General features: G+C 72.8%; 24 protein-coding genes, 3 pseudogenes and 1 riboswitch. Of the genes and pseudogenes, 13 read left to right on the top strand and 14 right to left on the bottom strand.

The genetic code is table 11. The features are described 5' to 3' along the window. Nucleotides 1-185, bottom strand: a pseudogene (locus ABZ919_RS38310) (cytochrome ubiquinol oxidase subunit I); the annotation flags it as partial. A gap of 106 nt (nt 186-291) precedes the next feature. Between ABZ919_RS38310 and ABZ919_RS38305 the strand changes: the two are divergent. Together ABZ919_RS38305 and ABZ919_RS38300 are read left to right on the top strand one after the other, a co-directional pair. After that, nucleotides 292-792: pseudogene (locus ABZ919_RS38305) on the top strand (sigma-70 family RNA polymerase sigma factor); the annotation flags it as partial. Nucleotides 793-1,375: 583 nt separating this feature from the next. Further along, entirely contained in the window at nt 1,376-2,404 is a 1,029-nt protein-coding gene (locus ABZ919_RS38300; RefSeq protein WP_361257909.1) for a CU044_5270 family protein, read from the top strand. A 57-nt stretch (nt 2,405-2,461) separates the two neighbouring features. Here the strand turns inward: ABZ919_RS38300 and ABZ919_RS38295 are convergent, their stop codons facing one another. The 3 genes from ABZ919_RS38295 to ABZ919_RS38285 all read right to left on the bottom strand — a co-directional run bounded on the left by ABZ919_RS38295 (nt 2,462) and on the right by ABZ919_RS38285 (nt 4,922). After that, nucleotides 2,462-3,328, bottom strand: coding sequence for a bifunctional 5,10-methylenetetrahydrofolate dehydrogenase/5,10-methenyltetrahydrofolate cyclohydrolase (locus tag ABZ919_RS38295; RefSeq protein ID WP_361257906.1), 867 nt, complete (start codon nt 3,326-3,328; stop codon nt 2,462-2,464). A 43-nt stretch (nt 3,329-3,371) separates the two neighbouring features. Next, nucleotides 3,372-3,452, bottom strand: a riboswitch (ZMP/ZTP riboswitch). Between the two features lie 159 nt (nt 3,453-3,611). Next, nucleotides 3,612-3,977, bottom strand: a complete 366-nt coding sequence (locus tag ABZ919_RS38290; RefSeq protein WP_361257903.1) for a nuclear transport factor 2 family protein — start codon at nt 3,975-3,977, stop codon at nt 3,612-3,614. A 165-nt stretch (nt 3,978-4,142) separates the two neighbouring features. Then, nucleotides 4,143-4,922 (bottom strand): acyltransferase domain-containing protein, encoded by a 780-nt coding sequence (locus ABZ919_RS38285; RefSeq protein ID WP_361257900.1) that lies wholly within the window; start codon nt 4,920-4,922, stop codon nt 4,143-4,145. Between the two features lie 220 nt (nt 4,923-5,142). Here ABZ919_RS38285 and ABZ919_RS38280 point away from each other — a divergent pair, with 220 nt between their 5' ends. From ABZ919_RS38280 to ABZ919_RS38265, 4 genes are all read left to right on the top strand, one after another. Then, nucleotides 5,143-6,231 (top strand): S-(hydroxymethyl)mycothiol dehydrogenase, encoded by a 1,089-nt coding sequence (locus ABZ919_RS38280; RefSeq protein WP_361257897.1) that lies wholly within the window; start codon nt 5,143-5,145, stop codon nt 6,229-6,231. Beyond that, nucleotides 6,231-6,860, top strand: a complete 630-nt coding sequence (locus ABZ919_RS38275) for an MBL fold metallo-hydrolase (protein ID WP_361257894.1) — start codon at nt 6,231-6,233, stop codon at nt 6,858-6,860. The genes ABZ919_RS38280 and ABZ919_RS38275 overlap by 1 nt, the downstream gene beginning before the upstream one ends. A gap of 87 nt (nt 6,861-6,947) precedes the next feature. Then, on the top strand, nt 6,948-7,862 hold the full coding sequence (locus ABZ919_RS38270; protein WP_361257891.1) for an SDR family oxidoreductase: 915 nt from the start codon (nt 6,948-6,950) through the stop codon (nt 7,860-7,862). Between the two features lie 31 nt (nt 7,863-7,893). Beyond that, nucleotides 7,894-8,682 carry an SDR family NAD(P)-dependent oxidoreductase gene (locus ABZ919_RS38265; protein WP_361257888.1) on the top strand — a complete coding sequence of 263 codons (789 nt, stop codon included), beginning with the start codon at nt 7,894-7,896 and terminating at the stop codon, nt 8,680-8,682. A gap of 4 nt (nt 8,683-8,686) precedes the next feature. Here the strand turns inward: ABZ919_RS38265 and ABZ919_RS38260 are convergent, their stop codons facing one another. After that, complete coding sequence (locus tag ABZ919_RS38260) at nt 8,687-10,075, bottom strand: pyridoxal-dependent decarboxylase (RefSeq protein WP_361257885.1); 1,389 nt, start codon at nt 10,073-10,075, stop codon at nt 8,687-8,689. A 309-nt stretch (nt 10,076-10,384) separates the two neighbouring features. Next, complete coding sequence (locus ABZ919_RS38255; RefSeq protein WP_361257882.1) at nt 10,385-11,287, bottom strand: LysR substrate-binding domain-containing protein; 903 nt, start codon at nt 11,285-11,287, stop codon at nt 10,385-10,387. A gap of 70 nt (nt 11,288-11,357) precedes the next feature. Between ABZ919_RS38255 and ABZ919_RS38250 the strand changes: the two genes are divergently transcribed. After that, nucleotides 11,358-12,008 (top strand): maleylpyruvate isomerase family mycothiol-dependent enzyme, encoded by a 651-nt coding sequence (locus tag ABZ919_RS38250; protein ID WP_361257879.1) that lies wholly within the window; start codon nt 11,358-11,360, stop codon nt 12,006-12,008. Between the two features lie 113 nt (nt 12,009-12,121). Next, nucleotides 12,122-12,817, top strand: coding sequence for a L,D-transpeptidase family protein (locus ABZ919_RS38245; RefSeq protein ID WP_361257876.1), 696 nt, complete (start codon nt 12,122-12,124; stop codon nt 12,815-12,817). Between the two features lie 19 nt (nt 12,818-12,836). Here ABZ919_RS38245 and ABZ919_RS38240 read toward each other — a convergent pair. After that, nucleotides 12,837-13,653, bottom strand: a pseudogene (locus tag ABZ919_RS38240) (gfo/Idh/MocA family oxidoreductase); the annotation flags it as partial. On the opposite strand from ABZ919_RS38240, the gene ABZ919_RS38235 reads away from it, so the two are divergent. After that, a complete protein-coding gene (locus ABZ919_RS38235; RefSeq protein ID WP_361257914.1) occupies nt 13,628-14,737 on the top strand; it encodes an ROK family transcriptional regulator in 1,110 nt (369 codons plus the stop codon). The pseudogene ABZ919_RS38240 and the gene ABZ919_RS38235 overlap by 26 nt on opposite strands. 99 nt (nt 14,738-14,836) lie before the next feature. Beyond that, nucleotides 14,837-15,022 (top strand): hypothetical protein, encoded by a 186-nt coding sequence (locus tag ABZ919_RS38230; RefSeq protein WP_361257873.1) that lies wholly within the window; start codon nt 14,837-14,839, stop codon nt 15,020-15,022. A gap of 70 nt (nt 15,023-15,092) precedes the next feature. Here the strand turns inward: ABZ919_RS38230 and ABZ919_RS38225 are convergent, their stop codons facing one another. Continuing rightward, nucleotides 15,093-16,475, bottom strand: coding sequence for a S1 family peptidase (locus tag ABZ919_RS38225; protein ID WP_361257870.1), 1,383 nt, complete (start codon nt 16,473-16,475; stop codon nt 15,093-15,095). Nucleotides 16,476-16,614: 139 nt separating this feature from the next. Further along, a complete protein-coding gene (locus ABZ919_RS38220) occupies nt 16,615-17,445 on the bottom strand; it encodes an SAM-dependent methyltransferase (protein ID WP_361257867.1) in 831 nt (276 codons plus the stop codon). Between the two features lie 137 nt (nt 17,446-17,582). On the opposite strand from ABZ919_RS38220, the gene ABZ919_RS38215 reads away from it, so the two are divergent. Together ABZ919_RS38215 and ABZ919_RS38210 are read left to right on the top strand one after the other, a co-directional pair. Further along, on the top strand, nt 17,583-18,761 hold the full coding sequence (locus ABZ919_RS38215) for an aminotransferase class I/II-fold pyridoxal phosphate-dependent enzyme (protein ID WP_361257864.1): 1,179 nt from the start codon (nt 17,583-17,585) through the stop codon (nt 18,759-18,761). A gap of 94 nt (nt 18,762-18,855) precedes the next feature. Beyond that, entirely contained in the window at nt 18,856-19,242 is a 387-nt protein-coding gene (locus ABZ919_RS38210; protein ID WP_361257861.1) for a PPOX class F420-dependent oxidoreductase, read from the top strand. A gap of 70 nt (nt 19,243-19,312) precedes the next feature. Here ABZ919_RS38210 and ABZ919_RS38205 read toward each other — a convergent pair whose 3' ends face one another. Then, on the bottom strand, nt 19,313-19,732 hold the full coding sequence (locus tag ABZ919_RS38205; RefSeq protein ID WP_361257858.1) for a zinc ribbon domain-containing protein: 420 nt from the start codon (nt 19,730-19,732) through the stop codon (nt 19,313-19,315). A gap of 162 nt (nt 19,733-19,894) precedes the next feature. Further along, entirely contained in the window at nt 19,895-20,629 is a 735-nt protein-coding gene (locus tag ABZ919_RS38200) for a TetR family transcriptional regulator (RefSeq protein ID WP_361257855.1), read from the bottom strand. Between the two features lie 240 nt (nt 20,630-20,869). Between ABZ919_RS38200 and ABZ919_RS38195 the strand changes: the two genes are divergently transcribed. After that, on the top strand, nt 20,870-22,987 hold the full coding sequence (locus ABZ919_RS38195; protein ID WP_361257852.1) for an FUSC family protein: 2,118 nt from the start codon (nt 20,870-20,872) through the stop codon (nt 22,985-22,987). 40 nt (nt 22,988-23,027) lie between these two features. Here ABZ919_RS38195 and ABZ919_RS38190 read toward each other — a convergent pair whose 3' ends face one another. The 3 genes from ABZ919_RS38190 to ABZ919_RS38180 form a co-directional block, all read right to left on the bottom strand. Then, nucleotides 23,028-23,699 (bottom strand): enoyl-CoA hydratase-related protein, encoded by a 672-nt coding sequence (locus ABZ919_RS38190; RefSeq protein ID WP_361257849.1) that lies wholly within the window; start codon nt 23,697-23,699, stop codon nt 23,028-23,030. A gap of 54 nt (nt 23,700-23,753) precedes the next feature. Then, entirely contained in the window at nt 23,754-25,643 is a 1,890-nt protein-coding gene (locus ABZ919_RS38185) for a glycoside hydrolase family 15 protein (protein WP_361257846.1), read from the bottom strand. Nucleotides 25,644-25,736: 93 nt separating this feature from the next. Then, on the bottom strand, nt 25,737-25,982 hold the full coding sequence (locus tag ABZ919_RS38180) for a hypothetical protein (RefSeq protein WP_361257843.1): 246 nt from the start codon (nt 25,980-25,982) through the stop codon (nt 25,737-25,739). Between the last annotated feature and the right edge of the window lie 177 nt (nt 25,983-26,159).

Raw genomic sequence — 26,159 nt, 5'->3', positions numbered from 1 at the left:
TGCTCGTTCGACATGATCTGCAGGCCCGGCCGGGCCAGCTCGGCGCGCATGAGCAGCGCCATCACGCCACCGATCAGGAAGAACGCGAACGACGTGACCAAATAGAGAGTTCCGATCGTCTTGTGATCGGTGGTGGTGAGCCACCGTACGGCCCGCATGCCCCTGAAGTCTCTGATCCTCTTCACGCCCCGCCTGTGTCCGCGCCCGGCCCTTCCGTCACACTCGGGCGACGCGAGGAGCATCACGGAAGAGGGGTGTGACGATCCGGGCGGTGCCGGACACGAACCGAACATGAGCAACGACGAGTTCTTCGCCGCTGCCTATCGCGAGCACTACTGGGCGGTCAGCCGCTATGTCGCCCGGCGACTGCCCGGGCGGGCCGACGAGGTGGAGGAAGTGGTGGCGGAGGTGTTCACGGTGGCCTGGCGGCGCCGGCGCGACCTGCCGGACGCACCGCTGCCCTGGCTGTACGGGGTGGCCCGCAACTGCCTGGCGAACGCGGTGCGCGGCTACGGGCGCAGACGACGGCTGGTGGACCGGCTGGGCAACGACGACGCCGCGCACGGCCGGCACATCGTGGACAGCCCGGACGCGGAGGCGCCGGGCGCGTGGGTCCACGAGGCCCTGGACCGGCTGGCGCCGGCCGACCAGGAGGTCCTGCGCCTGGCGGCCTGGGAGGAGCTCGACGCCGGGCAGATCGCGGTCACGCTGGGCTGCGGCAGTCGCGCGGCGGCGATGCGACTGCACCGCGCCCGCCGCCGGCTGCGCGCCGAGATCGACCGCATCCGCCCGGCGGCGCGAGCGCCGGGCACACGGCCCGGCAGCCGGCCGGATTCCGCTGCGGCGGACGGAGGGTCACTCCTTGGGCTCCGGAAGCCCGATGCGCCACCGGCGGACGTGCCGCTGTCCCCGGACTGCGTGTCTTCCGGGATGTCGGACGGTGGGGCACTGCCGGGGCATTGCATGGCTGCCGGGGTGTCGGACGGGGTGGGGGTGCCGGGTGAGCGGGCGTCTTCCGGGGTGTCGGGCGGTGTTCCGTCTCCCGGGCGCCGCACGTCTGCGGGGGTGTCGGACGGTCTGCCGCTGTCCGGGGATCGCGCTCCTGAAGGGGCCTCGGGCGACGGGTCCCCGTCTGGGCACCGGATGCCCACCGGGGAGACGGACAGCGCGTCGCCGTCCGGGCATCGCGTGTCTCCCGGGACGCAGGCGACCGGTTCACCCGCCGGGCAGACGGCCGCTGACGGCGGACGGTCGGCCGGTGCCATGGCGCAGACGCCCGCCGGAAAGGGCGGTCCCGGTCGGCGATCGTCGTGTTCCGATTCCGATTCCGGATCCGCAGCCCCCGCCGGCGTATCCCTCCGCAAGGAACCCCGCCATGTCTGACGAACTCGACCTGCTACGCCGCGCCAACCCGGCACCGGCACACGGCCCGCACTTCGGCGACGGGCCGCTGGACCACCGTGCCGAGAGGCGGCTGGAACTTCTGCTCGAGGGGGACGATCGCCGACGCCCCCGGCTGCGGGATCCGCGTGTCCGGCTGCGGATCCCGCGCGCCCGGCTCTGGTGGGGCCTCGCCGCCACCGCCGTCGTAGTGGCCATCACGCTCACCGCGGTACTCGGCGCCCCCGGCAGTCCGCCCGCTGTCGCCGCGCCCCGCCCGCTGGCCGTACGGGCGCACTCCACCGCCGTACCGCTGGACCGGATGGCCGCACTGGCCGCCGCGGCCGCCGCCGGCGGTTCGCCCGGCCTGCGCAAGGGCACCCATGTGCAGTCCTGGAGCCTCGGCATGAGCGACGACAAGCCGCCCGTGACCCTCCCCGAGGAGCGCGTGGTGCGGTGGAACGCGGACGACGGCCACACCGAGCTGGTGGTGGCGACCGACCCGCGCCACCCGGGCCGCCCGGTCCTCACCGACGAGGGCGGCGTGCCGCGCCTGGTGGCGGACGGCCGGGTGCTGAGCCGGACCGCGTTCCCGCCGAGTTGGAGCGACGCCCCGCCCGAGGCGCGCCCCCCGCACGAGCCGGCCGCCCTGCGGGCCTACCTCGCCGAGACGGCCCACCCCGGAACCGGAACCGGCTCGGGCTCCGGCTCCCTGACCACGTCCGAACTCCTGGACGCCGTCCAGCAGTTGCTGGACCACTGGACGCTCGGCGCCAGCGAGTCCGCCGCGCTGGTCCGGATCCTCGCGGACGCCGAGGGACTCAGCCCGGCGGGGCAGGTGACGGACCGGCTCGGACGCCCGGGGCAGGCGTACGCCTGCGGAACGCCGGGCGTGCGGCACATGCTGATCCTCGACCCGCGCACCGGTGCCGTTCTCGGCCTGGAGGCCACCTTCACCCGGGACGATCCCCGGTACGGGGTGAAGGCCGGGGACGTGATGGAGTACAGCGCCTGGATGCGCTGACTCCGGTCGCCGACTCCCCGGGCGGTGGCCCTGCGCGTCGGCCCCGGGGGCGATTCCTCAGGCGCCGAGCTGCCGGGCGGCGGCCTCGACGGTCTGCTCCAGCAGCGTGGCGATCGTCATGGGGCCGACACCGCCCGGGACCGGCGTGATCAGCGAGGCCCGCTCCACGGCGGAGTCGAAGTCGACGTCGCCGACGTTCCCCGGGTTGTAGCCCGCGTCGATCACGACCGCGCCGGGCTTGATGTCCTGCCCACGGATCAGTCGCGACCGGCCCACGGCGGCGACCACGATGTCCGCCCCGCGGACCGCGGCCGACAGGTCCGCCGTCCGCGAGTGGCAGTACGTCACGGTGGCATCCCGGGCCAGCAGCAGCATGCCCACCGGCTTGCCGAGGATCGCGCTGCGGCCCACGACCACGGCCCTCCCCCCACGCTCGGCTTCGCTCGCGCGGGGGCACCCCCATCCGGCGGGGTCGACGCCGTACTCGTCCAGCAGCCGCAGGATGCCGCCCGGCGTGCAGGACACGAAGCCCGGCAGGCCGAAGCTCATCGTGGCGAACGAGGCGAAGGTGACGCCGTCGACGTCCTTCTGTGGCGCGATCGCCTCGAACGCGGCACGCTCGTCGACGTGGCCGCCCACCGGGTGCTGGAGCAGGATGCCGTGCACGGCCGGGCCGGCCGACAACTCCCGCAGCACGCCCACCAGTTCGCCGGTCGTCGTGGCGGCGGTCAGGGCGACGTGCCGGGACTCGATGCCGGCCTTGCGACAACGGTTCTGCTTCATGCGGACGTAGGTGACGGACGCCGGGTCCTCGCCGACCAGCACGGTCGCGAGGCCCGGTGCCGTGCCGGTGCGTTCGGTGAGGCCGGCGGCCTTCTTCGCGGTGTCCTCGACGATGCGGCGGGCGAGGGCGGTGCCGTCCATGAGGCGGGCCTGGGTCCTGCTGCACACTCCTGAGCTGGATCGACTCTCTCGCCCAGGCGCGCGGCATCCACCACGGACCGCTCCCCGGTGGTACTCCACCTCAGCGCCGGTCACGGCCCGGGTAGAGGGTAACCGAGCGCGCGTACGACCCCCGGCCGGCACCCACCGATGCGGGGGCCGTGGGGGCTGGCCCGCACGTACGGGCGGGGCCGGGCGCTGTCGGCACAGTGCAGACCGGGAACCTGGCACATCCCCGTCCGGCGCCTGACACGCCGGAGTGTGCCTACTCGTCCCAGGCCTGGATGATCAGCTGGTCGACTATCCTGCCGTCACGCAACGTGACCATGGACTCGGCGAGGACACGGGTGCCGTCCCCGTACTGGCAGGTCTCGCTGAACGCGGCGTGATCGCCCTGAACGACGCACTGGCCGAGCTTGTGCGTCATGTCGCGGCGGTAGACGTCGTCCAGCAACTCGGCGATCTGCCTCCGGCCGCGCAGCACGGTCGGATGGCTGGGCTGGTTGTTGCGGTCGACGATACGGATCTCCGCGTCGTCGGCGTAGAGCGACAGAAGGGTGTTCCCCGTGTTCCCTTCTATGCCCCGGCGCAGCGTCTCGACGTCGAAGGCGGAACCTGTCGCGGTGCCCATGGTGACCTCCTTCGGGCGCCCGCGGCCCGTCGGGGCGCGGGCCGCACGGACCCCCACCCTTCGAGGCTCCTCCGGCCCGGCGGCCACGGCAAGCGCAGCGGACCGCCCCGAGTCCCAGTCATGCTCACGGGACCGTCCTGCTGCCGTCGCGCTGCCGGCGGGCCCTCACCGCTGCGCGGCGCCGGAGCCGGCGCCCGGCCCCGACCGCAGCACCGACCAGTCGCGGGACAGCGCGAAAGCCGAAGCCTTACCGCCCGGGACGCACTCCGGGAGCAGGCGGGTGAGCCGGTCTCCGGGCCCCAGTTCCAGCCAGGTGCGCACTCCGTCGCGGTGCAGCAGGCCGACCGCCTCCGGGAAGCGCCCCGGCGCGCGCCGCACCCAGAAGGCCGGCTCCGCGGTCTCGGCGCCCACCGGGCGGGCGGTGACGTCGGAGACGAGCGGGAGGCGCGGCGCGCACGGGTGAAGGGTGGCGAGGGTCCGGCCGTAGGCCTCAAGGACCCCGTCCGGGTGCGGGGAGCGCGGTGCCGGGTCCGGGTGGCCGCCCAGCAGCCGGGCCAGGGTGCCGACCGCATGGCAGGCGTCCGCCAGTGAGAAGACGCCCGCGGCGTAGGCGGCGGCCATCCGCCCGGCCGCCTGCCCGAACACCACGTCCGGCCGGACTCCCCAGCTGCGCAGCAGCCGGTACTGCGCCACCTGGAGCGCGAACACCGCGGGGCCGGCGAAGGAGTCCCGGCCCAGCAGCTCGGCCGTATGTGACCCGTCGTCGGCGAACATCACGCAGGCCAGGGGGAGTTCGAGATACGGGTCGAGGCGCGCACAGATGTCGTCCAGCGCGTCGCGGAACACCGGGGAGGCGTCCCGGAGTTCACGCCCGGCCCCGGGCAGCGGCGCTGCGCCGCCCGAGAACAGGAATGCGGTGCGTCCGTCGAGGCCGTCAAGGGGCATGTCTCCATTGAGGCACGTCCGGGCGGGACGCACCCACCAGGCAGAGTCCCGCACCCTGCAAAAACATTTCCATCATGCAATGACGTTGTCCGGTCATCTTCTTTCATCCGTGGTCCGGCCGGCGGCCGGAAAGATCGGCGATCACCGCCGTGGTCTGCCCCGCGACCCATCGGTGGCGCGTAGGGTCGGCAGCGAAGGCAATCGAGGAAGGGGCCAGAGCATGGCGCAGGAAGTGCGCGGCGTGATCGCACCGGGGAAGGACGAACCCGTACGCGTCGAGACGATCGTGGTGCCGGATCCCGGACCCGGCGAAGCCGTGGTACGCGTCCAGGCCTGCGGCGTCTGTCACACCGATCTGCACTACAAGCAGGGCGGCATCTCCGACGACTTCCCCTTCCTCCTCGGTCACGAGGCCGCCGGTGTCGTGGAGTCGGTCGGCGAGGGCGTGACCGAGGTGGCGCCCGGCGACTTCGTCATCCTCAACTGGCGTGCGGTCTGCGGGAATTGCCGGGCCTGTCTGCGCGGCCGGCCCTGGTACTGCTTCAACACGCACAACGCCCGGCAGAAGATGACCCTCGCCGCCACCGGGCAGGAGCTGTCCCCGGCTCTGGGTATCGGCGCGTTCGCGGAGAAGACCCTCGTCGCGGCCGGCCAGTGCACCAAGGTGGATCCGGCCGTCTCCCCGGCGGTCGCCGGCCTGCTGGGCTGCGGGGTGATGGCCGGCATCGGCGCGGCGATCAACACCGGGAACGTCGGTCGCGGGGACACCGTCGCCGTCATCGGCTGCGGCGGAGTCGGCGACGCGGCCGTCGCAGGGGCGAACCTCGCCGGCGCGGTGAAGATCATCGCCGTGGACATCGACGACCGCAAGCTGGACAAGGCCCGCACCCTGGGCGCCACCCACACCGTCAACTCCAAGGAGACCGACCCGGTCGAGGCGATCCGCGAGCTGACCGGCGGCTTCGGCGCCGACGTCGTCATCGAGGCCGTCGGCCGGCCGGAGACGTACCGACAGGCCTTCTACGCCCGCGACCTCGCCGGCACCGTCGTCCTCGTCGGCGTCCCCACCCCCGAGATGAAACTCGAACTGCCGCTGCTCGACGTCTTCGGCCGCGGCGGCGCCCTGAAGTCGAGCTGGTACGGCGACTGCCTGCCCTCCCGCGACTTCCCCATGCTGATCGACCTGCACCTCCAGGGCCGGCTGCCGCTGGACGCGTTCGTCACCGAGACCATCCGGCTGGACGAGGTGGAGAAGGCGTTCGAGCGGATGCACCACGGCGACGTGCTGCGCTCGGTGGTGGTGTTCTGATGACCGTACGCATCGAACGCCTCGTCACCTCGGGGCAGTTCACCCTCGACGGCGGCACCTGGGACGTCGAGAACAACGTGTGGATCGTCGGCGACGAGCGCGAGGTGATCGTCATCGACGCCGCCCACGACGCCGAGGCCATCGCCCGTGCCGTCGACGACCGGCGCCTGACCGCCATCGTGTGCACCCACGCCCACAACGACCACATCAACGCCGCACCGGCACTCGCCGACCTCACCGGCGCCACCATCTGGCTGCACCCCGACGACCTGCCGCTGTGGAAGACGACCCACCCGGACCGCGACCCCGACCGGCATCTCCTCGACGGCCAGGTCATCGAGACGGCCGGCGCCGACCTGAGAGTGATCCACACCCCGGGCCACGCCCCCGGCGCCGTCTGTCTGTACGACCCCGCCCTCGGCACCGTCTTCACCGGGGACACCCTCTTCCAGGGCGGCCCGGGCGCCACCGGACGCTCGTACTCCCACTTCCCGACGATCATCGCCTCCGTCCGGGACCGCCTCCTCACCCTCCCGCCGGAGACCAAGGTCCTCCCCGGCCACGGCGACGCCACCACCATCGGCGCCGAGGCGCCGCACCTGGAGGAGTGGATCAGGCGCGGACACTGAGACCGCGCCGGCAACACCGACAGAAGGTGTCCGGCTTTCCCGTGACAGTGGACGGCGACAACAGTCACAGAACACGGGAGGCCGGACATGTCAGGACCGCTGACGGACAGGGTGGCGCTGGTCGCGGGGGCGACCCGGGGCGCCGGACGCGGCATCGCCGTGGAACTCGGCGCGGCCGGGGCCCTCGTCCACGTCACCGGCCGCAGCACACGCACGCGCCGCTCGGAGTACGACCGCCCCGAGACCATCGAGGACACCGCCGACCTCGTCACTGCGGCCGGCGGACACGGGATCGCGGTTCCCGTGGACCATCTGGACACATCCGCCGTACGGGCCCTGGTGGACCGCGTCGACCGGGAACAGGGCCGTCTGGACGTCCTCGTCAACGACATCTGGGGCGGCGAGAAACTCTTCCGGTCGGACACACCGGTCTGGGAGCACGACCTCGAGGCCGGTCTCCGGCTGCTCCGGCTCGCGGTCGAGACCCACGCGATCACCAGCCACTTCGCGCTGCCCCTGCTGCTGCGCCGGCCCGGCGGCCTGGTCGTGGAGATGACCGACGGCACCGCCGAGTACAACCGCGACACCTACCGCGTGAACCTCTTCTACGACCTCGCCAAGGCCTCCGTGCTGCGGATGGCTTTCGCCCTCGGCCACGAACTCGGCCCGCGCGGCGCCACCGCGCTCGCGCTGACCCCGGGCTGGCTGCGTTCGGAGCTGATGCTCGACCTGTGCGGCGTCGGCGAGGACGACTGGCGTGACGCCCTCGCCCGCGAACCGCACTTCGCCATCTCCGAGACTCCTCGCTTCGTGGGCCGTGCCGTCGCCGCCCTGGCCGCCGACCCCGACGTGGCCCGCTTCAACGGGCAGTCGCTCTCCAGCGGCGGACTCGCCCTGCTCCACGGCTTCACCGACCTCGACGGCAGCCGCCCCGACGCCTGGCGGTACCTGGTTGAGGTGCAGGACGCCGGCAGGCCGGCCGACGTCGCCGGATACCGGTGACCGGACGCGCGCGGGGCCGTACGGTCGGCGCATGACCGATCACACCCGCTTCGCGGGACACGGAGTTCTCGTCACGGGCGCGGCGCGCGGCATCGGCGCCGCCGTCGCGAGGAGGCTCGCCGAGGAGGGCGGCAGCGTCCTGGTCACCGACCGGGACCTGCCCGAGGCCGAGCGGACCGCCGCCGCGCTGCATCGACGGGGCCTGGCCGCCGAGGCACTGGCGTGCGACATCGCCGACCGGGCCTCGGTGGAGGCGGCCGTCGCCCACGCCGTCACCGCGTTCGGCTCCCTCGACGTGCTGGTCAACTGCGCCGCCCACTGCACCCCGGACGTCCCGCTCTTCGAGGACGACCCCGACGAGGCGTGGGCGCGCGACCTGGACATCACCCTCACCGGCGCCTACCGCTGCTGCCGCGCCGCCCTGCCCCATCTCGCCGCCTCCGGCCGCGGCGCGATCGTCGGCATCGGTTCCGTCAACGGCCTGCAGGACTTCGGCAACCACGCCTACAGCGCCGCCAAGGCCGGACTCGGTTCCCTCACCCGCACCCTGGCCGGGCACGCGGCGGCCAGGGGCGTGCGGGTGAACCTCGTCGTGCCGGGCACGGTGCGCACCTCGGCGTGGGAGGGGCGCGACGACGAACTCGACGCCGTCCGCCCGCTGTACCCGCTCGGCCGGGTCGGCGAGCCCGAGGACATCGCCGCCGCCGTCGCCTTCCTCGCCTCCCGCGACGCCGCCTGGATCACCGGCACCGCCCTGGTCGTGGACGGCGGCCTCACCGCCGTGAACACCGGCTTCCACGCGGCCGTACGGCACCCCTGAGCCGTCAGCCGGATGCCGCCGCCAGCGCCCGGAGCACCCGCTCGGTGTCGTCCTCGGTGGTACGCCAGTTGCTGAACGCGGCCCGCAGCCCGGGCACCCCGCCGTACACCGTCGGCGTCACATACGTCTCCCCGGACGCGGCGACCGCCCGGGCCAGCGCGTCCACCCGGTCCGGCGTGGGGTCCTCGCCCAGGGTGAAGCAGACGACGTTCAGCCGGACCGGCGCGAGCAGGCGCAGGCTGGGCAGCGCGTCGATGCCCGCCCCGAGCCGGCGGGCCTGGGCCACGTTCCGTTCGACGATCTCCCGGTGCCCGGCGCGGCCGTAGGCCACCAGCGAGAACCACGCGGGCAGCGCACGCAGCCGCCGGGAGTTCTCCGGGGTCAGATGCAGGAAGTCGGGCTCGCCGGCGGGCAGGCCGAGATACGGGGAGGCGTTGTGGAACACCCTCACCTGAAGGTCGCGCCGGCGGGTGAACTGCACGGCCGCGTCATAGGGGACGTTGAGCCACTTGTGCAGGTCCACGCAGACCGAGTCGGCCGCGTCCAGCCCGTCGACCAGCGCGGCGTACGCGGGGGAGAGCGCGGCGAAACCGCCGAACGCGGCATCGACGTGCAGCCAGAAGTCGTGGCGCTCCTTGAGGGCGGCGATCGCCCGCAGATCGTCGAAGTCGACGGTGTTCACGGTGCCCGCGTTCGCCACGACGATCGCCGGCCGGCCCTCCAGCCGGGCCAGTTCCGCCTCCAGCGCGGCCACGTCCACCGCCTCCCGGCCGCCGGGCAGCAGTGGCACCGGCCGCAGCCGGTCCCGGCCGATGCCCAGCACCGACATCGCCTTCGCGACGCTGGAGTGCGGACTGCCCGACAGTACGTCGACCGGGCCCAGCGCGGCCGTGCCCTCCCGTGAGACGTCCACACCGAGCCGCTCCCCGAGCCACTCCCGGCCGACCGCCAGCCCGACCGTGTTGGAGACGGTCGCCCCCGTCACGAACGCACCGCTGTGCGCCTCGCCGAGCCCGAAGAGTTCCCGCAGCCAGCCCACGGTCTCCCGCTCCAGTTGCTGCGCCCAGGAACCCCCCGCCCCGGACAGGTTCTGGTCGAACGCGGACGTCAGCCAGTCACCGGCGACGGACGCCGGGGTCGCACCGCCGGTAACGAAGCCCAGGTAACGGGGGCCGGCCGAGCCGGAGAAGCCGGGCGCCCACCGCTCGGCGAACCGCGCGAGAGCCGCCTGCCCGCCCTTGCCCTCCTCGGGCAACGGAGCCCGCGCGGGCGCCGGCCCTGTCGCGGCGACCGGCCGCTCGGCCGGCTCCGCCGCCTCATGGGCGGCGAAGTCACGGGTGGACTGGAGCAGCTCGGGTAGCCGGGTCAGGTCGTCGGCGAGCGTGGGATGCATGTGGCGCAGCGTAGACAGGCGGGGGAGTCGTAGGCGCGGTCCAATCCGGGGAAACTGGACCGGCAGGCGCGTCGTCAGCGACCCGAAGAGGCACGGGGACCCGCGCGAGCAATCCGCCACGCACCCGCACCCGCACCCGGCAACGGCTGGACCCCCGCGCCGCTCACCCGCCCCCAGCCATCCCCGCCCGCAGCCGTCCCGGGAGTTCCCGCGCCGCCGGGAGCAGGGGGCCGGGCACGACGGTCGCCCCCAGCCCGCGAGCCGCCGGCCGGCACAATGCATCCGGCAACGGCTGGACCCCCGCGCCGCTCACCCGCCCCCAGCCATCCCCGCCCGCAGCCGTCCCAGGAGTTCCCGCGCCGCCGGGAGCAGGGGGCCCTCGGTGCGCCATGTCAGGGCCACCCGGCCACGTGCCCGGGGGTCGTCCAGCGGCAGGACGGCAAGGCCGGCCCGGGCACCGAGGCCGGGCACGACAGCCGCCCCCAGCCCGCGAGCCGCCAGCCGGCACAACGCATCCGGAGTCGCCGCCTCGAACCCGATGAGCGGCCGGAAACCCGCCTCGGCGCACAGCCGTTCCAGCACCCCCCGCACCCCGGTGCCGCGCGGCAGGCCGATCAGCCGGTGCCCGCGCAGCGCCCCCGGCGCGACCGCATCCGCGCCCTCGTGCTCGACGAGGAGTGGGTGCCCGGGAACGGCCGCCACGACCAGCGGCTCGTCGATCACCACGTGCCGGCCGACGCCCGGTGGCGGTGCCTCCTGCGCGACGCCGACCACCGCGAGGTCCAGCTCGCCCCGGCGCAGCGCCGCCAGCATCCGGTCCGAGGTGTCCTCGGTGAGCGTGACCTCCACGTGCGGGTGCGCGGCGTGGAAGTCCGCCAGCAGCCCGGCCATGTCGAAGGGATGCGCGAGGGTGCCGGGTATCAGGCCGACGGCGACCCGGCCCCGCAGCAGGCCCGAGAACTCGTCCACCGTCTGGCGCACCCCGTCGACGGCCGCGAGCGCCGCCCGCGCGTACGGCAGGACCGCCTCACCCACCTCCGTCGGCCGCACCGAGCGGCCCGAACGGTCCAGCAGCGGCTGCCCCAACTCCCGCTCCAGCCGCCGTACCTGCGCGCTCAGTCCGGGCTGGGCCAGATGCAGCCGTTCGGCGGCCCGGGTGAAACCGCCCTCCTCCACGACCGTCACGAAGTACCGCAGCTGCCTCAACTCCATAACGGATCATGCTAGATGGCAGACGGATCATGTCTTGGACTTCCGGCAGGGCCGTCCCCACCCTTGAGACATGGGGAAAGCAGCGCTCACCGCAGCAGACAGGTCCGTCACGACCGCCGCCATCACCGCCGAACGTCGAGAACTGGCCGATCTGTTCGAGGAGTTGACTCCCGAGCAGTGGGACGCGCCCAGCCTGTGCGCGGGCTGGCGGGTGCGCGAGGTCGTGGCCCACATGTCGCTGGGCTTGCGCCACTCCACCGGGAAGGTGCTGGCGGAACTGGTCAGGGCGCGCGGCAGCCTGCACCGCATGACCGACCGGCTCGCCCGCCGCGACGCCGCGGCCCACCCGGACACCGAACTCGCCGCGTTCCTGCGCACCCACGCCCACCACCCCTGGACGCCCCCGGTCGGCGGTCTCGCCGCCGCCCTCGGCCACGACGTGGTGCACGGCCTGGACGTCACCGTCGCCCTGGGACTGGACCGCGAGGTCCCCGAGGACCGGCTGCGGATCCTGCTCGACGCCCTCGACCCGCGCGCCTTCCGCGTCTTCGGCACCGACCTCACCGGCGTACAGCTGTGCGCGGACGACCTCGACTGGTCCTTCGGCACGGGTGCGCCCCTGTACGGCCGTGGCCAGGACCTCTTGCTGGTCGCCTACGGCCGCAGGCTCCCCGCGGGCCGGCTGCGCGGCGAGGTAGTTCACCGTTTCGTCACAGTCTGACCGGAACCACAACCACGGGGCCCCGGCACAGGTCTAGAAGTCCGAGATCGTGGGAATCGCGCAGGGGAGCACCTGGGGCAGGCCCTGGGCGAACTGGGGAGATGAGGTTGCACATGGGGGACATACGCAGACGGGGCGTCGTCGCGCTGGGCGTCACGGGACTGGTGGCGCCGCTCGCGGTCGCACTCACCGCGGCCCCGGCCCAGGCCGCGAGCTGCACCACACAGGCGGGGCCGTACCAGAAGCAGGTGGAGAGGTTCCTCGGCCGGCCGGTCGACGGCAAGCAGTCCGCCGCCGACTGCAGCGCCATCAAGGCCTTCCAGGACAAGCACGGCATCACGCCCGACATCGGCTTCGCCGGCCCCGTCACCTGGGGCGTGATGGACCTGATGAACAAGCAGAAGGCCGTGGGGAACAATCCCAACAAGGACGGCAAGTGCCCGGTGAACAAGGGCCGGATCGCCTGCGTGAACCTCACGCTCCAGCTGAGCTGGATCCAGGACGGCAAGAAGCTCGTCCACGGACCGGTCCCCGTGCGCACCGGCCGCAAGGGCTACGTCACCCGCACCGGCCTGAAGAAGATCTACTGGCGGGACATCGACCACGTCTCGACCGTCTACAACGTGCCGATGCCCTACAGCCAGTTCTTCGACGGCGGCCAGGCCTTCCACTCGGTCGGCCTGAGCATGTGGAACCCGCCGGGCTCGCACGGCTGCGTCAACATGACGACCGAGGACGCCAAGGCGTACTGGTCGCTGCTCAGGACGGGCGACGACGTCTTCGTGTACGGCCGTAAGCCGGGCACCTGAGCCGTAGCCGCCCGGGGTTTCACCCCTCCGGCGCGTCCCCGAAGCCGGGGATCTCCAGCCGGACCCCGCCCTGCCGGGCGGACTCGTGCGCGACGATGCCCGGCAGGGTGTAGCGGGCGGCCACCCACGCGTTCACCGAGGGCAGCGAACCGGTGCCGACGGCGGTGACGAAGTCGTCGGCCAGGAAGTGATGGCTGCCCTCGTGGCCGTTGGGGAGGTGGTCGAACTCCCGCGGCAGCCGCGCCCGGTCGTGCACCGGCGCAGAGCCCGAGGTGAAGGCCGCCCGCAGCTCCGGCGCGACGTGCGCGAGCGACGGATCGTCGGGGGCCAGGCTCCGCTTGGGCTCCAGCAGCTCGCTGATGTCCTGCACCCCGTTCTTGTCCTGCCACAGCGCCACCGTGGCCAGCTGTTCCATGCTGGCCTGCGTGCCGAAGAACCGGATCCGGGACTCGCGGAGGTGCGAGGGGTAGCCGACCCGCCGGAACTCGGTCGTACGGAACGAGCCGCCGCCCGCCACCTCGAACAGCGCGGTCGCGTGGGAGACGTCGTTGTCGAACCGGCTGACCGCACGATCGAAGACGCCGTCGCCGCGATCGTCCCGCACTCCGATCGCCGACACGCTCACCGCGTGGGTCCGCCACGCTCCGAGCACCCCGCCCACCGAGTGCGTCGGATACAGCAGCGGCGGATGGCCGGCGGTCGCCTTCCAGTCCTCGCCGCCGCTGTACCGGTACGCGTCGTAGAAGCCGAGGTCCATGCCGTGGACGTAGTCCCTCGGCGTAGAAGAGCCGGCCGAAGGCGCCCTCGGCGATCCGGTCGCGGGCGTGCACGGTCGAACAGCTGTCCCGCACCGAGCTGGCCCGGCGCCTCGGCCTCTCCCAGGGCAGTCTGACCCGGCTGGCCAAGCCGCTGATCGAGTCCGGACTGCTGGCGGAGGCCTCAGAAACGGTTGGCCCGGCGCGGGCGCGGCAGGGCCGGCCGTCCCAGCCGCTCGGCGTCGTGGCCGACGCCTGCTCCTTCCTGGGCTTCAAGATCACGGGGGACATGGTCCACGGCGTCGTCACCACCCTGCGCAGCGAGGTCCTCGGGCGGCTCGGCCGGCCGCTCACCACGCGCGATCCGGGTGCCGTCGCCGCACTGCTCGCCGAGATGGCGGTCGCCCTGGCCGGCGGGCACCCCGCTCCGGCGGGCGTCGGGATCGGCGTGGGCGGGCTGGTGCGGGGGCGTGCGGTGGTGGCCGAGTCGCCGTTCCGCGGCTGGCGCGACGTGCCGCTCGCCGCGCTGGTACAGGAGCGCACGGGTCTGCCGGTCGTGGTGGAGAACGACGTGGCCGCCCTGGTCGAGGCCGAGACCTGGTTCGGCGCGGGCCGCGGACTCGACCGCTTCGCCGTCCTGACCATCGGCGCCGGCCTCGGCTACGGGCTGGTGCTCGGCGGCGGGCGCGTGCCCTTCGCCGAGGACGGGCACGGCTTCGGCCGGCACTGGATCATCGGCCCCGGCGGCCCGCTCACCGCGGACGGCGCACGCGGCAGCGCTGTGTCCATGCTCACCATTCCCGGCGTCGAGTACCAGGTCCGCGCCGCCACCGGCCGCGACACCACTTATGAGGAGATCCTCGCGGGCGCCGCCGCCGGCGAGCCCATGGCCTCCCCGGTCGTCGGCGAGGCCGCCCGGGCCCTCGGCACCCTGGTCGCGCAGATCGCCGACTTCGCCCTGCCGCAGAGGATCCTGCTCGCCGGTGAGGGCGTCGGCCTGATGGATGTGGCCGGGAACACAGTGCACGACGCCATCCGCGCCCACCGGCATCCGCTCGCCGACCCGGTGGACCTGGAGACGAAGGTCTCCGACTTCCACGACTGGGCGCGCGGCGCGGCCGTGCCGGCGATCCAGGTGCTGGTACCGGGTGAGGGCCCGGTGTGAACTCCCGCCTCCCGCTTGACACATGGACGTGACGAGTGACACGTCCGAAATGCCCGTATGGAGTGTACTTGCTCACAGCGCCTTCACCTGGATCGGCATATGCTTCACAGCATGTCCACCACTGTTGAACCCCTCTCCGAGCGATCGGCCGCGGAGGTCAACGAGGAGATCAGGGCCCTGTGGCGCCGGTCTGGCGGGACACTGACCACCGAGCAGCGCGCGGAGTACCAGCGCCTCGTGATGGAGTGGGCCGCCGCGACCCCGCGGTCACAGCGGGCGGCCTGACCGACCTCGCACCGACCGCACCACACACGTCCAGGGCACCCGCCGGCGCGGGTGCCCTTCGCATGTGTCCTCAGCCCCAGGTCGCCGAGTAGTACCGCTGATAGGCCTTGCGGTCCTGCTCGGCCCGGATGTAGCGGGTCGCCACGAGCGCGATCAGACTGCCCGCGATCACCAGCAGCCCGGGACCGACGTTCCGGGTGTCCGTCAGCCGTGCCAGGAGCGTCCTGCCCTGCGTGCCCGTCACCGGGGCCGAGGACCCCGGCGAGGCCGCGCTCGGCGCCACCGCGCCCTGCGCGGGCGACGCCGACGACGCGGGGGAGGGGGCACCCCCGGTGGCGCCGCCCGCGTTCTGGGCCGACACGATGAGTTTGACGTTGAGTGCCGTCAGCGCCCGCGTGACCGGCTGGAAGAACGTCGTCCCGCCCGTCGTGCAGTCGCCGTTGCCTCCGGAGGTCACGCCGAGCGCGATGCCGTCGGAGAACAGCGGCCCGCCGCTGTCGCCGGGCTCGGCGCACACCGTGGTCTGGATGAGTCCGGTGACCGTCCCCTCCGGGTAGTTCACCGTCGCGTTCAGCGCGGTGACCTGGCCGTTGTGCAGCCCGCTGGTGCTGCCGCTGCGGAACACCCGCTGCCCCACCGCCGCATCGGCCGCCCCGGTGATCCGCACTCCCTGCCCGCCGCCGATCGCGACGACGTCGGCTCCGTCACCGGCCTTGCCGGAGGCGTACTGCACGAGCGAGAAGTCATTGCCCGGAAAGGTGCTGCTCACCGTCCGGCCGAGCTGCTGATTGCCCTGGTTGTCGGCGAACCAGGTGGATCCCGCGGGACCGCAGTGGCCGGCCGTCAGGATGAAGTCGCTCTGCCCGTTGGTCACATTGAACCCGGCCGAGCAGCGGCCGCCGGTCGAGAGGATCGGCTGCGCGCCGTTCAGCCGCGTCGTGAACGCGCCCTTCGTACGCTCCATCCGCACGAAGTTCCCTATGCCCGCGGCCATATGGCTCATCCTGGTCCAGTCGGCGGCGGACACCGTGCTGTCCGCGCTGACCATGACCCGGTTGGTCCGGTAGTCCACGGCCCAGGCGGTACCCGCCACGCGCGGCGCCGAACGCAGTGTCGCCGTGGCCGACTTGAGTTCGTTCATGCTGTGCGGCACGACCTTCGCCACGGCCCCGGCGCGCCGCACCTCGCGCGCCGCCGCCTCGTCGGTCACCGCCACGACCGGCCGCCCGTCGGCCCCGATCCAGTTGCCCGCCGTGCGGGCCGTGCCGAGCCGTGCCACCAGCGCTGCGCCGGTGTCGCCGGCACCCGCGGCCGAGGACAGAGGCCGGGCGGCGGCCGGAGGCGTCTCGCTCGCCATGGCCGCCTGGGCGACCATGGCGCCCCCGAGAAGGAGTCCGCCGACCGCCGCCAGGCGTGTCACCCGCCTGACGATCCGTCGTCGTGCGTGCCGCATGCAGGGCTCCCGAAGCCGAACCGAACGCGCGCCGCCCGTGCCGGCGGCGCGGGGCCCTCGGGTCGTCGAGGGCCCCGCATCTCCATACGCGGCCCGTGGCCGCGGCGTTCAGCGACAGCGGTTAAGTCGGTCTGCGGGCTCAGCGCTTGCGGGCCACCCCGCCGAACATCGCGACCTCCTCCGGCTCCGCCCCGTGGCCGTGCTCCGGGCGCCAGCGCGAGCAGGACACGACTCCCGGCCGAAGCAGTTCCAGACCGTCGAAGAACCGGGCCACGTCCTCGGGGGTGCGCTGGGTCAGCTTCGGGGTGCCGTGCTCGTTCCAGAATCTCACCGCCTCGTCCACGTCCGGCATCGACGGGTGGGTCACGGTGTGCGACAGCACCAGGTGACTGCCCGCCGGCAGCCGGTCCGTCAACCGCCGCACCAGGCCGTACGGGTCCTCGTCGTCACCGACGAAGATGACCACCCCGAGCAGCATCAGCGCCACCGGTTCGCTGAGGTCGAGCGTCTTCGCGGCGTGTTCGAGGATCGCGTCGACGTCGCGCAGGTCCGCGTCCAGGTAGTCGGTACGGCCCTCGGGCGTGCTCGTCAGCAGGGCGCGCGCGTGCGCGAGGACCAGCGGATCGTTGTCGACGTACACGATCCGCGCCTCGGGCGCGATGCGCTGGGCCACCTCGTGCGTGTTGTCGGCGGTGGGCAGCCCGGTGCCGATGTCCAGGAACTGCCGGATGCCCACCTCACCGACCAGATGGCGCACGGCGCGGCCGAGGAACAGCCGGTCGGCACGCGCGTACTCCCCGATACCGGGGTGCAGCGTGCGGATCTGGTCTCCGGCCGCACGGTCGACCTCGTAGTTGTCCTTGCCGCCGAGCCAGTAGTTCCAGATCCGGGCGGTGTGCGGCTTGCTCGTGTCGATGCGGGCACGCAGCGAGACGGCCGCGTCGTCGGTGACTGCCGGGTTGTCGGTCACGCGGGTCAGCTCCTGGGTACGGATGGGATGCCTGACGAGGGATGCACCGTGCAGGAGGCAATCTAGACGCCCGAGTTGATCTCCGCCGCCCGCTCGGGGCATCCCGGCCCAACCCCCTCCGCCCTATCGTGAGCCCCGTGATCAGCGACCCGCACGCCCGCACCGGTGAACCCGACCCGCTGCGCGCCCTCGGTCTGGCACAACTGCGCCGGCGTACCAGCATGAAGTGGCGCACCTACCCCGAGGACGTGCTGCCGCTGTGGGTGGCGGAGATGGACGTACCGCTCGCCGCGCCCGTGGTCCGCGCCGTGACCGACGCGCTCGCCCTCGGCGACACCGGCTACCCGGCGGGCACCGCCTACGCCGAGGCACTGGCCGCCTTCGCCGCCGAACGCTGGGACTGGGACGGGATCGCCGTCGAACGCACCGCGATCGTTCCGGACGTGATGCTCGGCGTGGTCGAAATGATCAAACTGGTCACGGGGCCGGGCGACCCGGTGATCGTCAACCCGCCGGTGTACCCGCCGTTCTACCAGTTCGTCACGCACATGGACCGCCGGGTGGTGGAAGCGCCGCTCGGCGCCGGACTGCGCGTCGACCCGGCCGCGCTGGAGGACGCGTTCCGGCGGGCGACCACCGGGGGCGGACGCGCCGCCTTCCTGCTGTGCAGCCCGCACAACCCCACCGGCACCGTGCACACCGCGGGCGAACTGGCCGCCGTCGCCGCCCTGGCCGAACGGTACGGGGTCCGCGTCGTCGCGGACGAGATCCACGCCCCGCTCGTCACCCCCGGCGTCACCTTCGTGCCGTACCTGAGCGTTCCCGGCGCGGCACGCGGCCTGTCCCTGATGTCGGCGTCCAAGGGCTGGAACCTGGCCGGTATCAAGGCCGCCCTCGCCCTCGCCGGACCCGAGGCCGCCGGCGACCTCGCCGGTCTCCCCGAGGAGGTGAGCCACGGACCCAGCCACCTCGGCGTCATCGCGCACACCGCCGCCCTGCGCGAGGCCACCGGCTGGCTGGACGCCCTGCTGGCCGGGCTGGAGGCCAACCGGAGCCTGCTCGCCGGCCTGCTCGCCGACCACCTGCCCGCGCTCCGCCCGCATCCCGCCGAGGCCACCTATCTGGCCTGGCTCGACTGCCGCGCCCTCGGCCTCGGCGACGACCCCGCGCAGGTCTTCCTCGACCGCGGCCGTGTCGCCCTCAGTTCGGGCCTGCCCTTCGGCACCGGCGGCGCGGGGCACGTACGGCTGAACCTGGCGACCTCTCCCGAGATCCTCACCGAGGGGGTACGGCGCATGGCGGCGGCCCTGGCCTGACCGCACCGGTACGGCGCACCCGTGACCGGACGGGTCCGCCGGGTCCGTGGCCGAGGCGGTCCGCCGGGCGCGGCGGCCTCCTAGACTGCCGGGCATGGACGACACGCGGCTGGACCGGCTCGGCTCCGGCAAGTACCTGCTGGTGACCAGCTACCGCAAGGACGGCACCCCGGTCCCCACCCCGGTGTGGGTGGTCCGGGACGGTGACACCCTCGGCGTCTGGACGGCCGCCGACAGCTACAAGGTCAAGCGGATCCGCCGCCGCGCCGACGTCCTCGCCGGCCCCTGCGACCTGCGCGGCAACCCCACCGGAGAGCAGATCCCGGCCATCGCGGAGATCGCCGACGCCGCCACCACCGCCCGCTACCGGGACCTCATCGCCCGCAAGTACGGCATCCTGGGCCGCCTCACCCTGCTGGGCAGCCGGCTGCGGCGCGGTCTGGAGGGAACGGTCGGGATCCGCGTGACGTTCGAGGAGTGAGGGCCACCGGGGAGCAAGGGGTGCCCTGTTCCACCGTCAGCCCGGCGCCCGCGCCGGCCGGGTGGCGTCGTCAGGTCCAGGCGCCCCGGTACGGCTCGTCGAGCAGCTGGAAGACCGGCTCGCCCCGCACCGGATCCTGGGCGGTGGACAGCCGGACCCGGTCGCCGCTGTGGATGCCGACCGGCGGACCCATGACCCGGCCCCGGACCACGAACCCCTCCGCCATCTCCACCAGCGAGACGTTGCGCGCGGCGGGGGTGTTGCGGTGCACCACGGTGGAGTGCCGGACCGTGCCCACGCCCTCGCTGCGCTCCGTGCGCAGCTCGCTGCCCCGGCACACCGGACACAGCACCCGGTGGTACATCGAGGTGCCGCACCAGGTGCAGCGCTGATAGTGGATGGCGTCCTTGGTGTCCGCGGGGACGGGGTCGAGAAGACCCGCCGCGGAGCCGGCCGCCGGATGCGAGGCGTTTGCTGAGTGGTGGTACACGCTGGTCAACTCCCTGCGCTCGGCCGGAATCCCGCGTGTCCGGCGCGCACCGGGCACACGCGTGCACGGCAGCGGTGCCACCACGCACGCCCCACAGGGTATGGCACTGAGTGTCACTCGTAAAGGCACTCCGTACCCCGAATTTGACGAGGTCCGAACGCCTCAGGTGCGGCCGAACGCCGCCTCCAGCTCCTGCACCACCCGCCACAGGGGGGCGTCGCGACGGGAGACCAGCACGACCACGTCCTCGGCACCGCCTTCCGGTGCCGGGCCGGCCAGGACGGGTGCCGGCGGGGGCCCGGGGGTGTCCGCGAACGCCCGCTGCACGTACCCGAGGGCGTGGTCCACCGCCGCCCCGGCGTCGCCCAGGCCGTCCGAACGCAGCCAGGAACGCAGGGCGTTGTTGTGCGCGGCCACGACCCCGGCCGCGATGACGTCGGCCCGCAGTGTCCCGTCCGGCCGTCCGGCGAACCGCCCCCGCAGGTATTCGGCGAGGGCCTGCTCGTAGCGCCACACGACCGACAGCTCGTACGCCCTCAGCCCCGGGACCTGCTTGGTGAGCCGGTAGCGCTGCACGGAGAACGTCGGGTTCTCCGCGTACATCCCCAGCACCAGCCGGGCCGCGTCGCACACCCGCCGCACCGGTTCGTGCCCCTCGTCGCTCGCGGCGAGGAACGCGGTCATGTCGGCCAGGCAGCGCTCGTGGTCGGGGAAGACCACGTCCTCCTTGGACGGGAAGTAGCGGAAGAACGAACGCCGTCCGACCCCGGCCAGGGCCACGATGTCGTCCACCGTGGTCTGCTCGTACCCGCGTTCGAGGAAGAGCTGGAAGGCCGCCGCGACGAGGGCCTCCCGCATCGGCGGCTTCGCGGCCGGCGCCGCGCTGCTGGAGCTCATGGAGGGGAACGTAGCATCCGGACGGAACTTGTGACACTCAGTGCAGCACGAGTGGGAATGTGGGGGAACTGAGTGCTGTGAGGGTGGGTCGCGAACGTTCCGCTGCGGTCGTCGCCGACGGGCTGCCCACCCGGCATACCCTGGGCATCGACCCTCTGTCGTTCGATACGGCCGCCTCCGGCACCGGTCACTCCTCCGGCGCCGCAGCCGGCGTGGTGCGCGACGCAAGGAGCCCGGGACATGCGTTGGTGGTCATCGCTGATCACGATCGGCCGGGAGGGCCTGCACGTCCAGCGGGCCTTCGCCGCCCCGTCGGCCGTCGCTCGGGCAGTGCTGGCCGTGCTGCTCGCCACGGTGCTCGGTCTGCTGCTGGACCATCCGGTCGCGGGGGCGATGGCCAGCGTCGGTGCGTTCATCTGCAGCATCGGCACGCTGCTGAGTCCCTTGCGGCACCCGGTGGTGAACGCGCTCGGTATGGCCGCGGCCTTCAGCGCGATGGCGGTGCTGGGGGCCCTGGTGCACGGCACCACCTGGCTGTTCCTGCTGCTGCTCGCGGCCGCGGCGTTCGCCGCCGGGCTGTGGCGGACGCTGGGCGTCGCACCCGGCATCCGGGCCTGCCTCACGCTGATCGGGCTGATGATCACGGCCGAACTCGCTCCCGATGTGCACGGCGGCCTGGTGATCGCCGGATGGATCGCGACCGGGAGCGGACTCGTCGTGGTCGTGCAGCTGCTCCCGCCCTACGGTCCTCGGTTCGCCGCCCAACGCCGTGCCCTGGCAGCGCTGTACCGGTCACTGGCCGAGGCCTCGGTCACGGCCGACTCCGCCGCCTTCGTCCGGTCCGCTCCGTTCACGGCGGCCCGGCAGGCCCTGGAGCTGCTGCCGCAGTTCAGCCGACCGCCGGCGGCGGCTCTGTTCGGACTGCTGGGAGAGGCCGAGCGCATCCGTCGCGCGCTGCAGACCGAGCGGCTCACGGTACCCGCAGGCGCAGCGGCTGGGAGCCGGCAGGCGCTGGGCGCCGTTGCACAGGTGCTGGGCGACATCGCCCGCACGGTGGCCTCCGGCCGCGAGCACCGCACACCCGACGGGGTCTGGACCCACCTGGAGTCGTGGGCGGCCGTCGCGCCCGGGCGCGGCCCGCACGACCTGGCCGCACGGCTGCGGCCGGCCGAACAGCTCGCTCTGCGCTCGACCGACGACCGTCTCGGCGATGCACTGGAACCCCACTCCGAGGTGCCGGGCCTGTACGCGGGTACCCCCGCCGCGGCACGTTCCGCCCGGCGGGTGCGGGCGCAGCTGCGTGCCCAGTCGCCGATCTTCCGCCATGCGGTGCGGCTCGCGGTGGGCGTGGTGGTCGCCGAGGTCATCGGCCGGTCGATCGGCGGATGGGGCGGGCTGGGCATCTCCGCGCACGGCTTCTGGGTGGCCCTGACCACCATGCTGGTGCTCTTTCCCGAGTACGGGCACACCGTCGCCCGGGCCTGGGGACGGGCGGCCGGGGCCGTGCTGGGCGGGCTCCTCGCCGCCGTTCTGTCGCTGCCGCACTGGTCGCCCGTCGGTCTCGCGGTCGCGTCGGTGGTGCTGGCCGCGGCCTCTTTCGTCACCCTGCGGACCGGACAGCTGATGCTCAACCTGTGGCTGACCGCCTGGATCGTCTTCCTGATCCACGACGTCGGCGGGCTCCCCGGACCCACGGCATGGGCACGCGCCGCCGACACCGTGATCGGCGCGGCGCTCGCCGTACTGATCTTTCTGGTCTGGCCGACCTGGTCCACCCGGCGGCTGCCGGGCCTGCTCGCGGAGTGGCTGCGGGTGCAGGACCGCCTGCTGCCCGAGCTGCTGACCGGCTATGCCGACGTCAAAGCGTCCGATCCGGCCGCCATCGACGAGCTGAGGGCGCGATCGCGGCAGGTCAGAGAGCAGTTGGAGGCCGCGGTGAAGCAGTCGCACGCCGAACCGGCCCAGCACCACAGCCCCTGGTCGACCGCCCAGCTGGAGTACATCGGCGTCCAGGTGTCCACGGCCGCCGGGTGCGTCACCCTGCTGCGCGAACACCTGCCGCGTACTTTGCAGGACACCGTGCCGGAGCTGGCCGAACTGGCCGATCCGGTGCACGAACACCTCGCCGCCCTGGCACGCGCCGCCGCCGGAGCCGAGAGCGTCGTCCCGGGGGCGCTGCGGTCGGTGTTCGACTCCTTCACCGCCCGTTCCGGCCTGCCGGCCGAGCTGTCCGACGGCTCCGGCAGCACCGCGACGAACCGGGCCGTCGCCCTGAGCTCCGCAACCGTCGACGCCGTCGAGGCCCTCACCGCCACCATCGCCTCCCGCCAACGGCCCCGTCGCCACGCGTCGGCCTGACCTTCCGCAGGCACGAGTGCCACGGTCGTCGCCGGCGGATTCAGTCGGCCGGGCCGGCCGTGTCGCGCAGGGTGGCCAGGACCGAGCCGTACATGCGCGCCTTGATGGCGCCGAGGGTGTCGCCGGCCTTGCCCAGCTGCGCCCGGGCGATCTCCACGGCCGTGGAGCGCACGGCGTCCTGGTCCACCGCCCGGTCGACGATGCCGGCGGCCGCGGCGTCCGACCCCCCGTAGCGGCGGGCGGTGACCATGGCCTCGTGCGCGGTCTGCGGCGCCAGCCGGGACCGGATCAGTGCGGACATGCCGGGCGTGAAGGGGATGTTGATGTCGGCCTCGGGCAGGCACCAGTAGCCGCGGTCGGCGCGCATGACACGAAAGTCGTGCGCGAGGGAGAACATCGCGCCGGCTGCGAAGGTGTGTCCCTGCAGAGCGGCCACCGTGACGACCGGCAGGGACAGCATCCGGGCGAAGAGCTCGTGGACGGAGCTGCGGTAGCTCTGGCGCTGGTCGGCGTGGGCGCCGAGCCACTCCAGGTCCAGGCCGTTGGAGTAGAACTTGCCCGTCGCGGCGGTCACCAGGGCACGCGGTCCCCCGGTCCTGTCCACCTCGTTCAGGGCGGCGTCGACCGACGCGATCCAGTCGGGGTGGAAGCGGTTCTCACCGGCTCCGAGATCGAGCACGAAGACGTCGTCCTCGAGGTCAAGAGTAGGCATGTGCGCTCCTGCTGGGTCGCGTGACTGAGGGAGTGGCGGGATGGGGGAGGCGGACTACCGAGCGGGCACCCAGTACGGCCCCGGGAGCAGCGAGGCGCGGGGGACGACCGGCACCGGCACGTCATCGAGGTGGGTGTCCAGGGTCAGCGCGGCGTTGATGATGGCGAGGTGGGTCAACGCCTGGGGGAAATTTCCCAGTTGTTCGCCGGTCAGCCTGATCTCCTCCGAGTAGAGGCCGAGATGGTTGGCGTACGTGAGCATCCTCTCGAACACCAGCCGGGCCTCTCGGAGGCGACCGGCGAGAGTGAGGGCTTCGACATACCAGAAGGTGCATGCGGAGAAAGTTCCCTCGGAACCGCGTAGCCCGTCCGGGGAAGCGGCCGGATCGTAACGGTAGACGAGATTGTCGGACACCAGATCCTTCTTGATCGCGTCCATCGTGGAAATCCATCGGGGGTCGGTGGGCGCGATGAACCCCACCGCCGGCATGACCAAGAGGGAGGAGTCGAGGACGTCGCTGCCGAGGTATTGCGTGAACGCGGCCCGCTCCGGGCTCCAGCCGTGGTCCATGACCTGGGAGTAGACGGCGTTGCGGTGGCGGATCCATTGGCCCAGCTCGGCCGGACGGCCTCTGGCGGTCGCCATGCGGATGGCCCGGTCCAACGCGATCCAGGTCGCGACCCGCCCGTAGGTGAAGTCCTTGTCACCACCGCGGGTTTCCCATATTCCCGCCTCGGGCTGCTCCCAGTTCTCGCATACCCAGTCCACTATGCGGGTCAGGGCCTGCCAGTTGGCGTAGCTCGTCTGCAGACGGCGCTGGTCGGCGTGTTGGAGGCAGTCCAGCACCGATCCGTAGATGTCGAGCTGCAACTGGTCGGCGGCGCCGTTGCCGATGCGCACTGGAGCGGAGGCCCGGTAGCCTTCCCAATGGTCCAGCGTCTCCTCTGTCAGATCCGCCGAACCGTCCACCCGGTACATGACTTTCAGGGGGTGTTCCCCCTCGCCGGCTTGGTCCCGGACACGGTCGCCCATCCAGTCCGTGAACGCGGCGGCTTCCTCGGTGAAGCCCATTCCCAGGAGAGCGTGCAGGGACAGGGTGGTGTCGCGGATCCAGGCGTAGCGGTAGTCCCAGTTGCGCTCGCCGCCGATCTGTTCCGGCAGGCTGGTCGTGGGAGCCGCGATCATGGCCCCGGAGGGGGCGTAGGTCATGAGTTTGAGCGTCATGGCGGAGCGGTTGATCATTTCTCGCCATCGGCCTCTGTACCGGGAATGTGCCAACCAGTCGTGCCAGAAGCTGACGGTGTCCTCCAGAAGCTGGTCGCAGCTCTCCGGCGGGATGACGCGGGGCGGGCCGTCGGGGTCCGTCTCCAGCAGCACTCCGCTGGCGCTGCCCGCCGTCAGCCTGGCGGTCAACTGCAGCGCACCGTCGCGGATACGCCCCTCGCTCACGCACTTGTCGCCGAGCGAATCCACCACATGTACGGCCAGCCGCTCGTCGCCGCCGGTGAATTCCCATCCCTCCGCGGTCGCGGTGACCTCGTGCGGTTGCCGCGCGTAGTCGAACCGGGGCGCGACCTCGATGTCGAACGTCATGGCGCCGCGCGCGCACCGCAGCAGACGTACCAGCCGGTGGGTCTTCGTCGGCTTGCCCGTCAGTACCGGGGGCATGAAATCGATCACCGCACCCACGCCTTGTTCGGTGAGAAATCTGGTCACCAGCACGCAGGTGTCCGGAGAATAGTGCTGCCGTTTCGCATAGGTCTGTACTCGAGGACTGATCTTGCAGTAGCCGCCGTTCTCACGGTCGAGGACCGCACCGAAGATACTGGGCGAGTCGTACCGCGGGCTGCAGAACCAGTCGATCGTCGCCTCGGTGGAGACCAGTGCGGCCGTCTGCAGATCACCGATGAGCCCGTGTTCCGATATCGGCGGGTATTCGTCCATCGAGCATCTCGCCTTCCGACCGGCCGTACCGCCCGACGAGCCGCGTCTGCGGCGGGCCGTGCCCCGCTGGTCGTCTGCCGCATGACCCAGCGCTCACCACTGGGCGGTGCCCCATGTCCAGACTGCATGCTGGGGCCAGGTCCTGCATGATTTGTGCCGTTCGGTCAGTCCCGTGGCGGAGCCGCCGTCGACGAGCACCCGCGGGAGCAAGTGGCTGGCGAAGTCCTGGGCGAAGACGAAGTCCTGGGCGCAGAGCGGGACTCCCTCCCTGGGCGCGGTGTCGACCAGCCGGCACCAGGTCCGTGCTCTTGCCGCCGCGCCGCTACCGGGCCGGCTCATGCCCGTACCGGTCCGATGATGCTCAGCAGTACCAGCCGGCCGTCGTCCGGATGCCCGCCCCCGGTGCAGCAGACCGCGGGACACCCGGGTGCGGCGACACCGGTGAGCGTGCCCTTGGCGGTCCGGCCTCCTCGGCGTCGTGCCGGGGCGCCGGCTTGTCCCGCACCCACACCACCC

The sequence above is a fragment of the Streptomyces sp. NPDC046759 genome, from assembly GCF_040645475.1.
GTDB lineage: Bacteria > Actinomycetota > Actinomycetes > Streptomycetales > Streptomycetaceae > Streptomyces.
The sequence above is the reverse complement of the archived record's forward strand: the minus strand, read 5'-3'. Positions and strand labels throughout refer to the sequence as shown.

Bases quoted from the DNA above. Each gene is read 5' to 3' on its own strand.
- ABZ919_RS38300 (WP_361257909.1), top strand. From the start codon at position 1,376: ATGTCTGACGAACTCGACCTGCTACGCCGCGCCAACCCGGCACCGGCA.
- ABZ919_RS38295 (WP_361257906.1), bottom strand. From the start codon at position 3,328: ATGGACGGCACCGCCCTCGCCCGCCGCATCGTCGAGGACACCGCGAAG.
- ABZ919_RS38290 (WP_361257903.1), bottom strand. From the start codon at position 3,977: ATGGGCACCGCGACAGGTTCCGCCTTCGACGTCGAGACGCTGCGCCGG.
- ABZ919_RS38285 (WP_361257900.1), bottom strand. From the start codon at position 4,922: ATGCCCCTTGACGGCCTCGACGGACGCACCGCATTCCTGTTCTCGGGC.
- ABZ919_RS38280 (WP_361257897.1), top strand. From the start codon at position 5,143: ATGGCGCAGGAAGTGCGCGGCGTGATCGCACCGGGGAAGGACGAACCC.
- ABZ919_RS38275 (WP_361257894.1), top strand. From the start codon at position 6,231: ATGACCGTACGCATCGAACGCCTCGTCACCTCGGGGCAGTTCACCCTC.
- ABZ919_RS38270 (WP_361257891.1), top strand. From the start codon at position 6,948: ATGTCAGGACCGCTGACGGACAGGGTGGCGCTGGTCGCGGGGGCGACC.
- ABZ919_RS38265 (WP_361257888.1), top strand. From the start codon at position 7,894: ATGACCGATCACACCCGCTTCGCGGGACACGGAGTTCTCGTCACGGGC.
- ABZ919_RS38260 (WP_361257885.1), bottom strand. From the start codon at position 10,075: ATGCATCCCACGCTCGCCGACGACCTGACCCGGCTACCCGAGCTGCTC.
- ABZ919_RS38255 (WP_361257882.1), bottom strand. From the start codon at position 11,287: ATGGAGTTGAGGCAGCTGCGGTACTTCGTGACGGTCGTGGAGGAGGGC.
- ABZ919_RS38250 (WP_361257879.1), top strand. From the start codon at position 11,358: ATGGGGAAAGCAGCGCTCACCGCAGCAGACAGGTCCGTCACGACCGCC.
- ABZ919_RS38245 (WP_361257876.1), top strand. From the start codon at position 12,122: ATGGGGGACATACGCAGACGGGGCGTCGTCGCGCTGGGCGTCACGGGA.
- ABZ919_RS38230 (WP_361257873.1), top strand. From the start codon at position 14,837: ATGCTTCACAGCATGTCCACCACTGTTGAACCCCTCTCCGAGCGATCG.
- ABZ919_RS38225 (WP_361257870.1), bottom strand. From the start codon at position 16,475: ATGCGGCACGCACGACGACGGATCGTCAGGCGGGTGACACGCCTGGCG.
- ABZ919_RS38210 (WP_361257861.1), top strand. From the start codon at position 18,856: ATGGACGACACGCGGCTGGACCGGCTCGGCTCCGGCAAGTACCTGCTG.
- ABZ919_RS38200 (WP_361257855.1), bottom strand. From the start codon at position 20,629: ATGAGCTCCAGCAGCGCGGCGCCGGCCGCGAAGCCGCCGATGCGGGAG.
- ABZ919_RS38195 (WP_361257852.1), top strand. From the start codon at position 20,870: ATGCGTTGGTGGTCATCGCTGATCACGATCGGCCGGGAGGGCCTGCAC.
- ABZ919_RS38190 (WP_361257849.1), bottom strand. From the start codon at position 23,699: ATGCCTACTCTTGACCTCGAGGACGACGTCTTCGTGCTCGATCTCGGA.
- ABZ919_RS38185 (WP_361257846.1), bottom strand. From the start codon at position 25,643: ATGGACGAATACCCGCCGATATCGGAACACGGGCTCATCGGTGATCTG.
- ABZ919_RS38180 (WP_361257843.1), bottom strand. From the start codon at position 25,982: ATGAGCCGGCCCGGTAGCGGCGCGGCGGCAAGAGCACGGACCTGGTGC.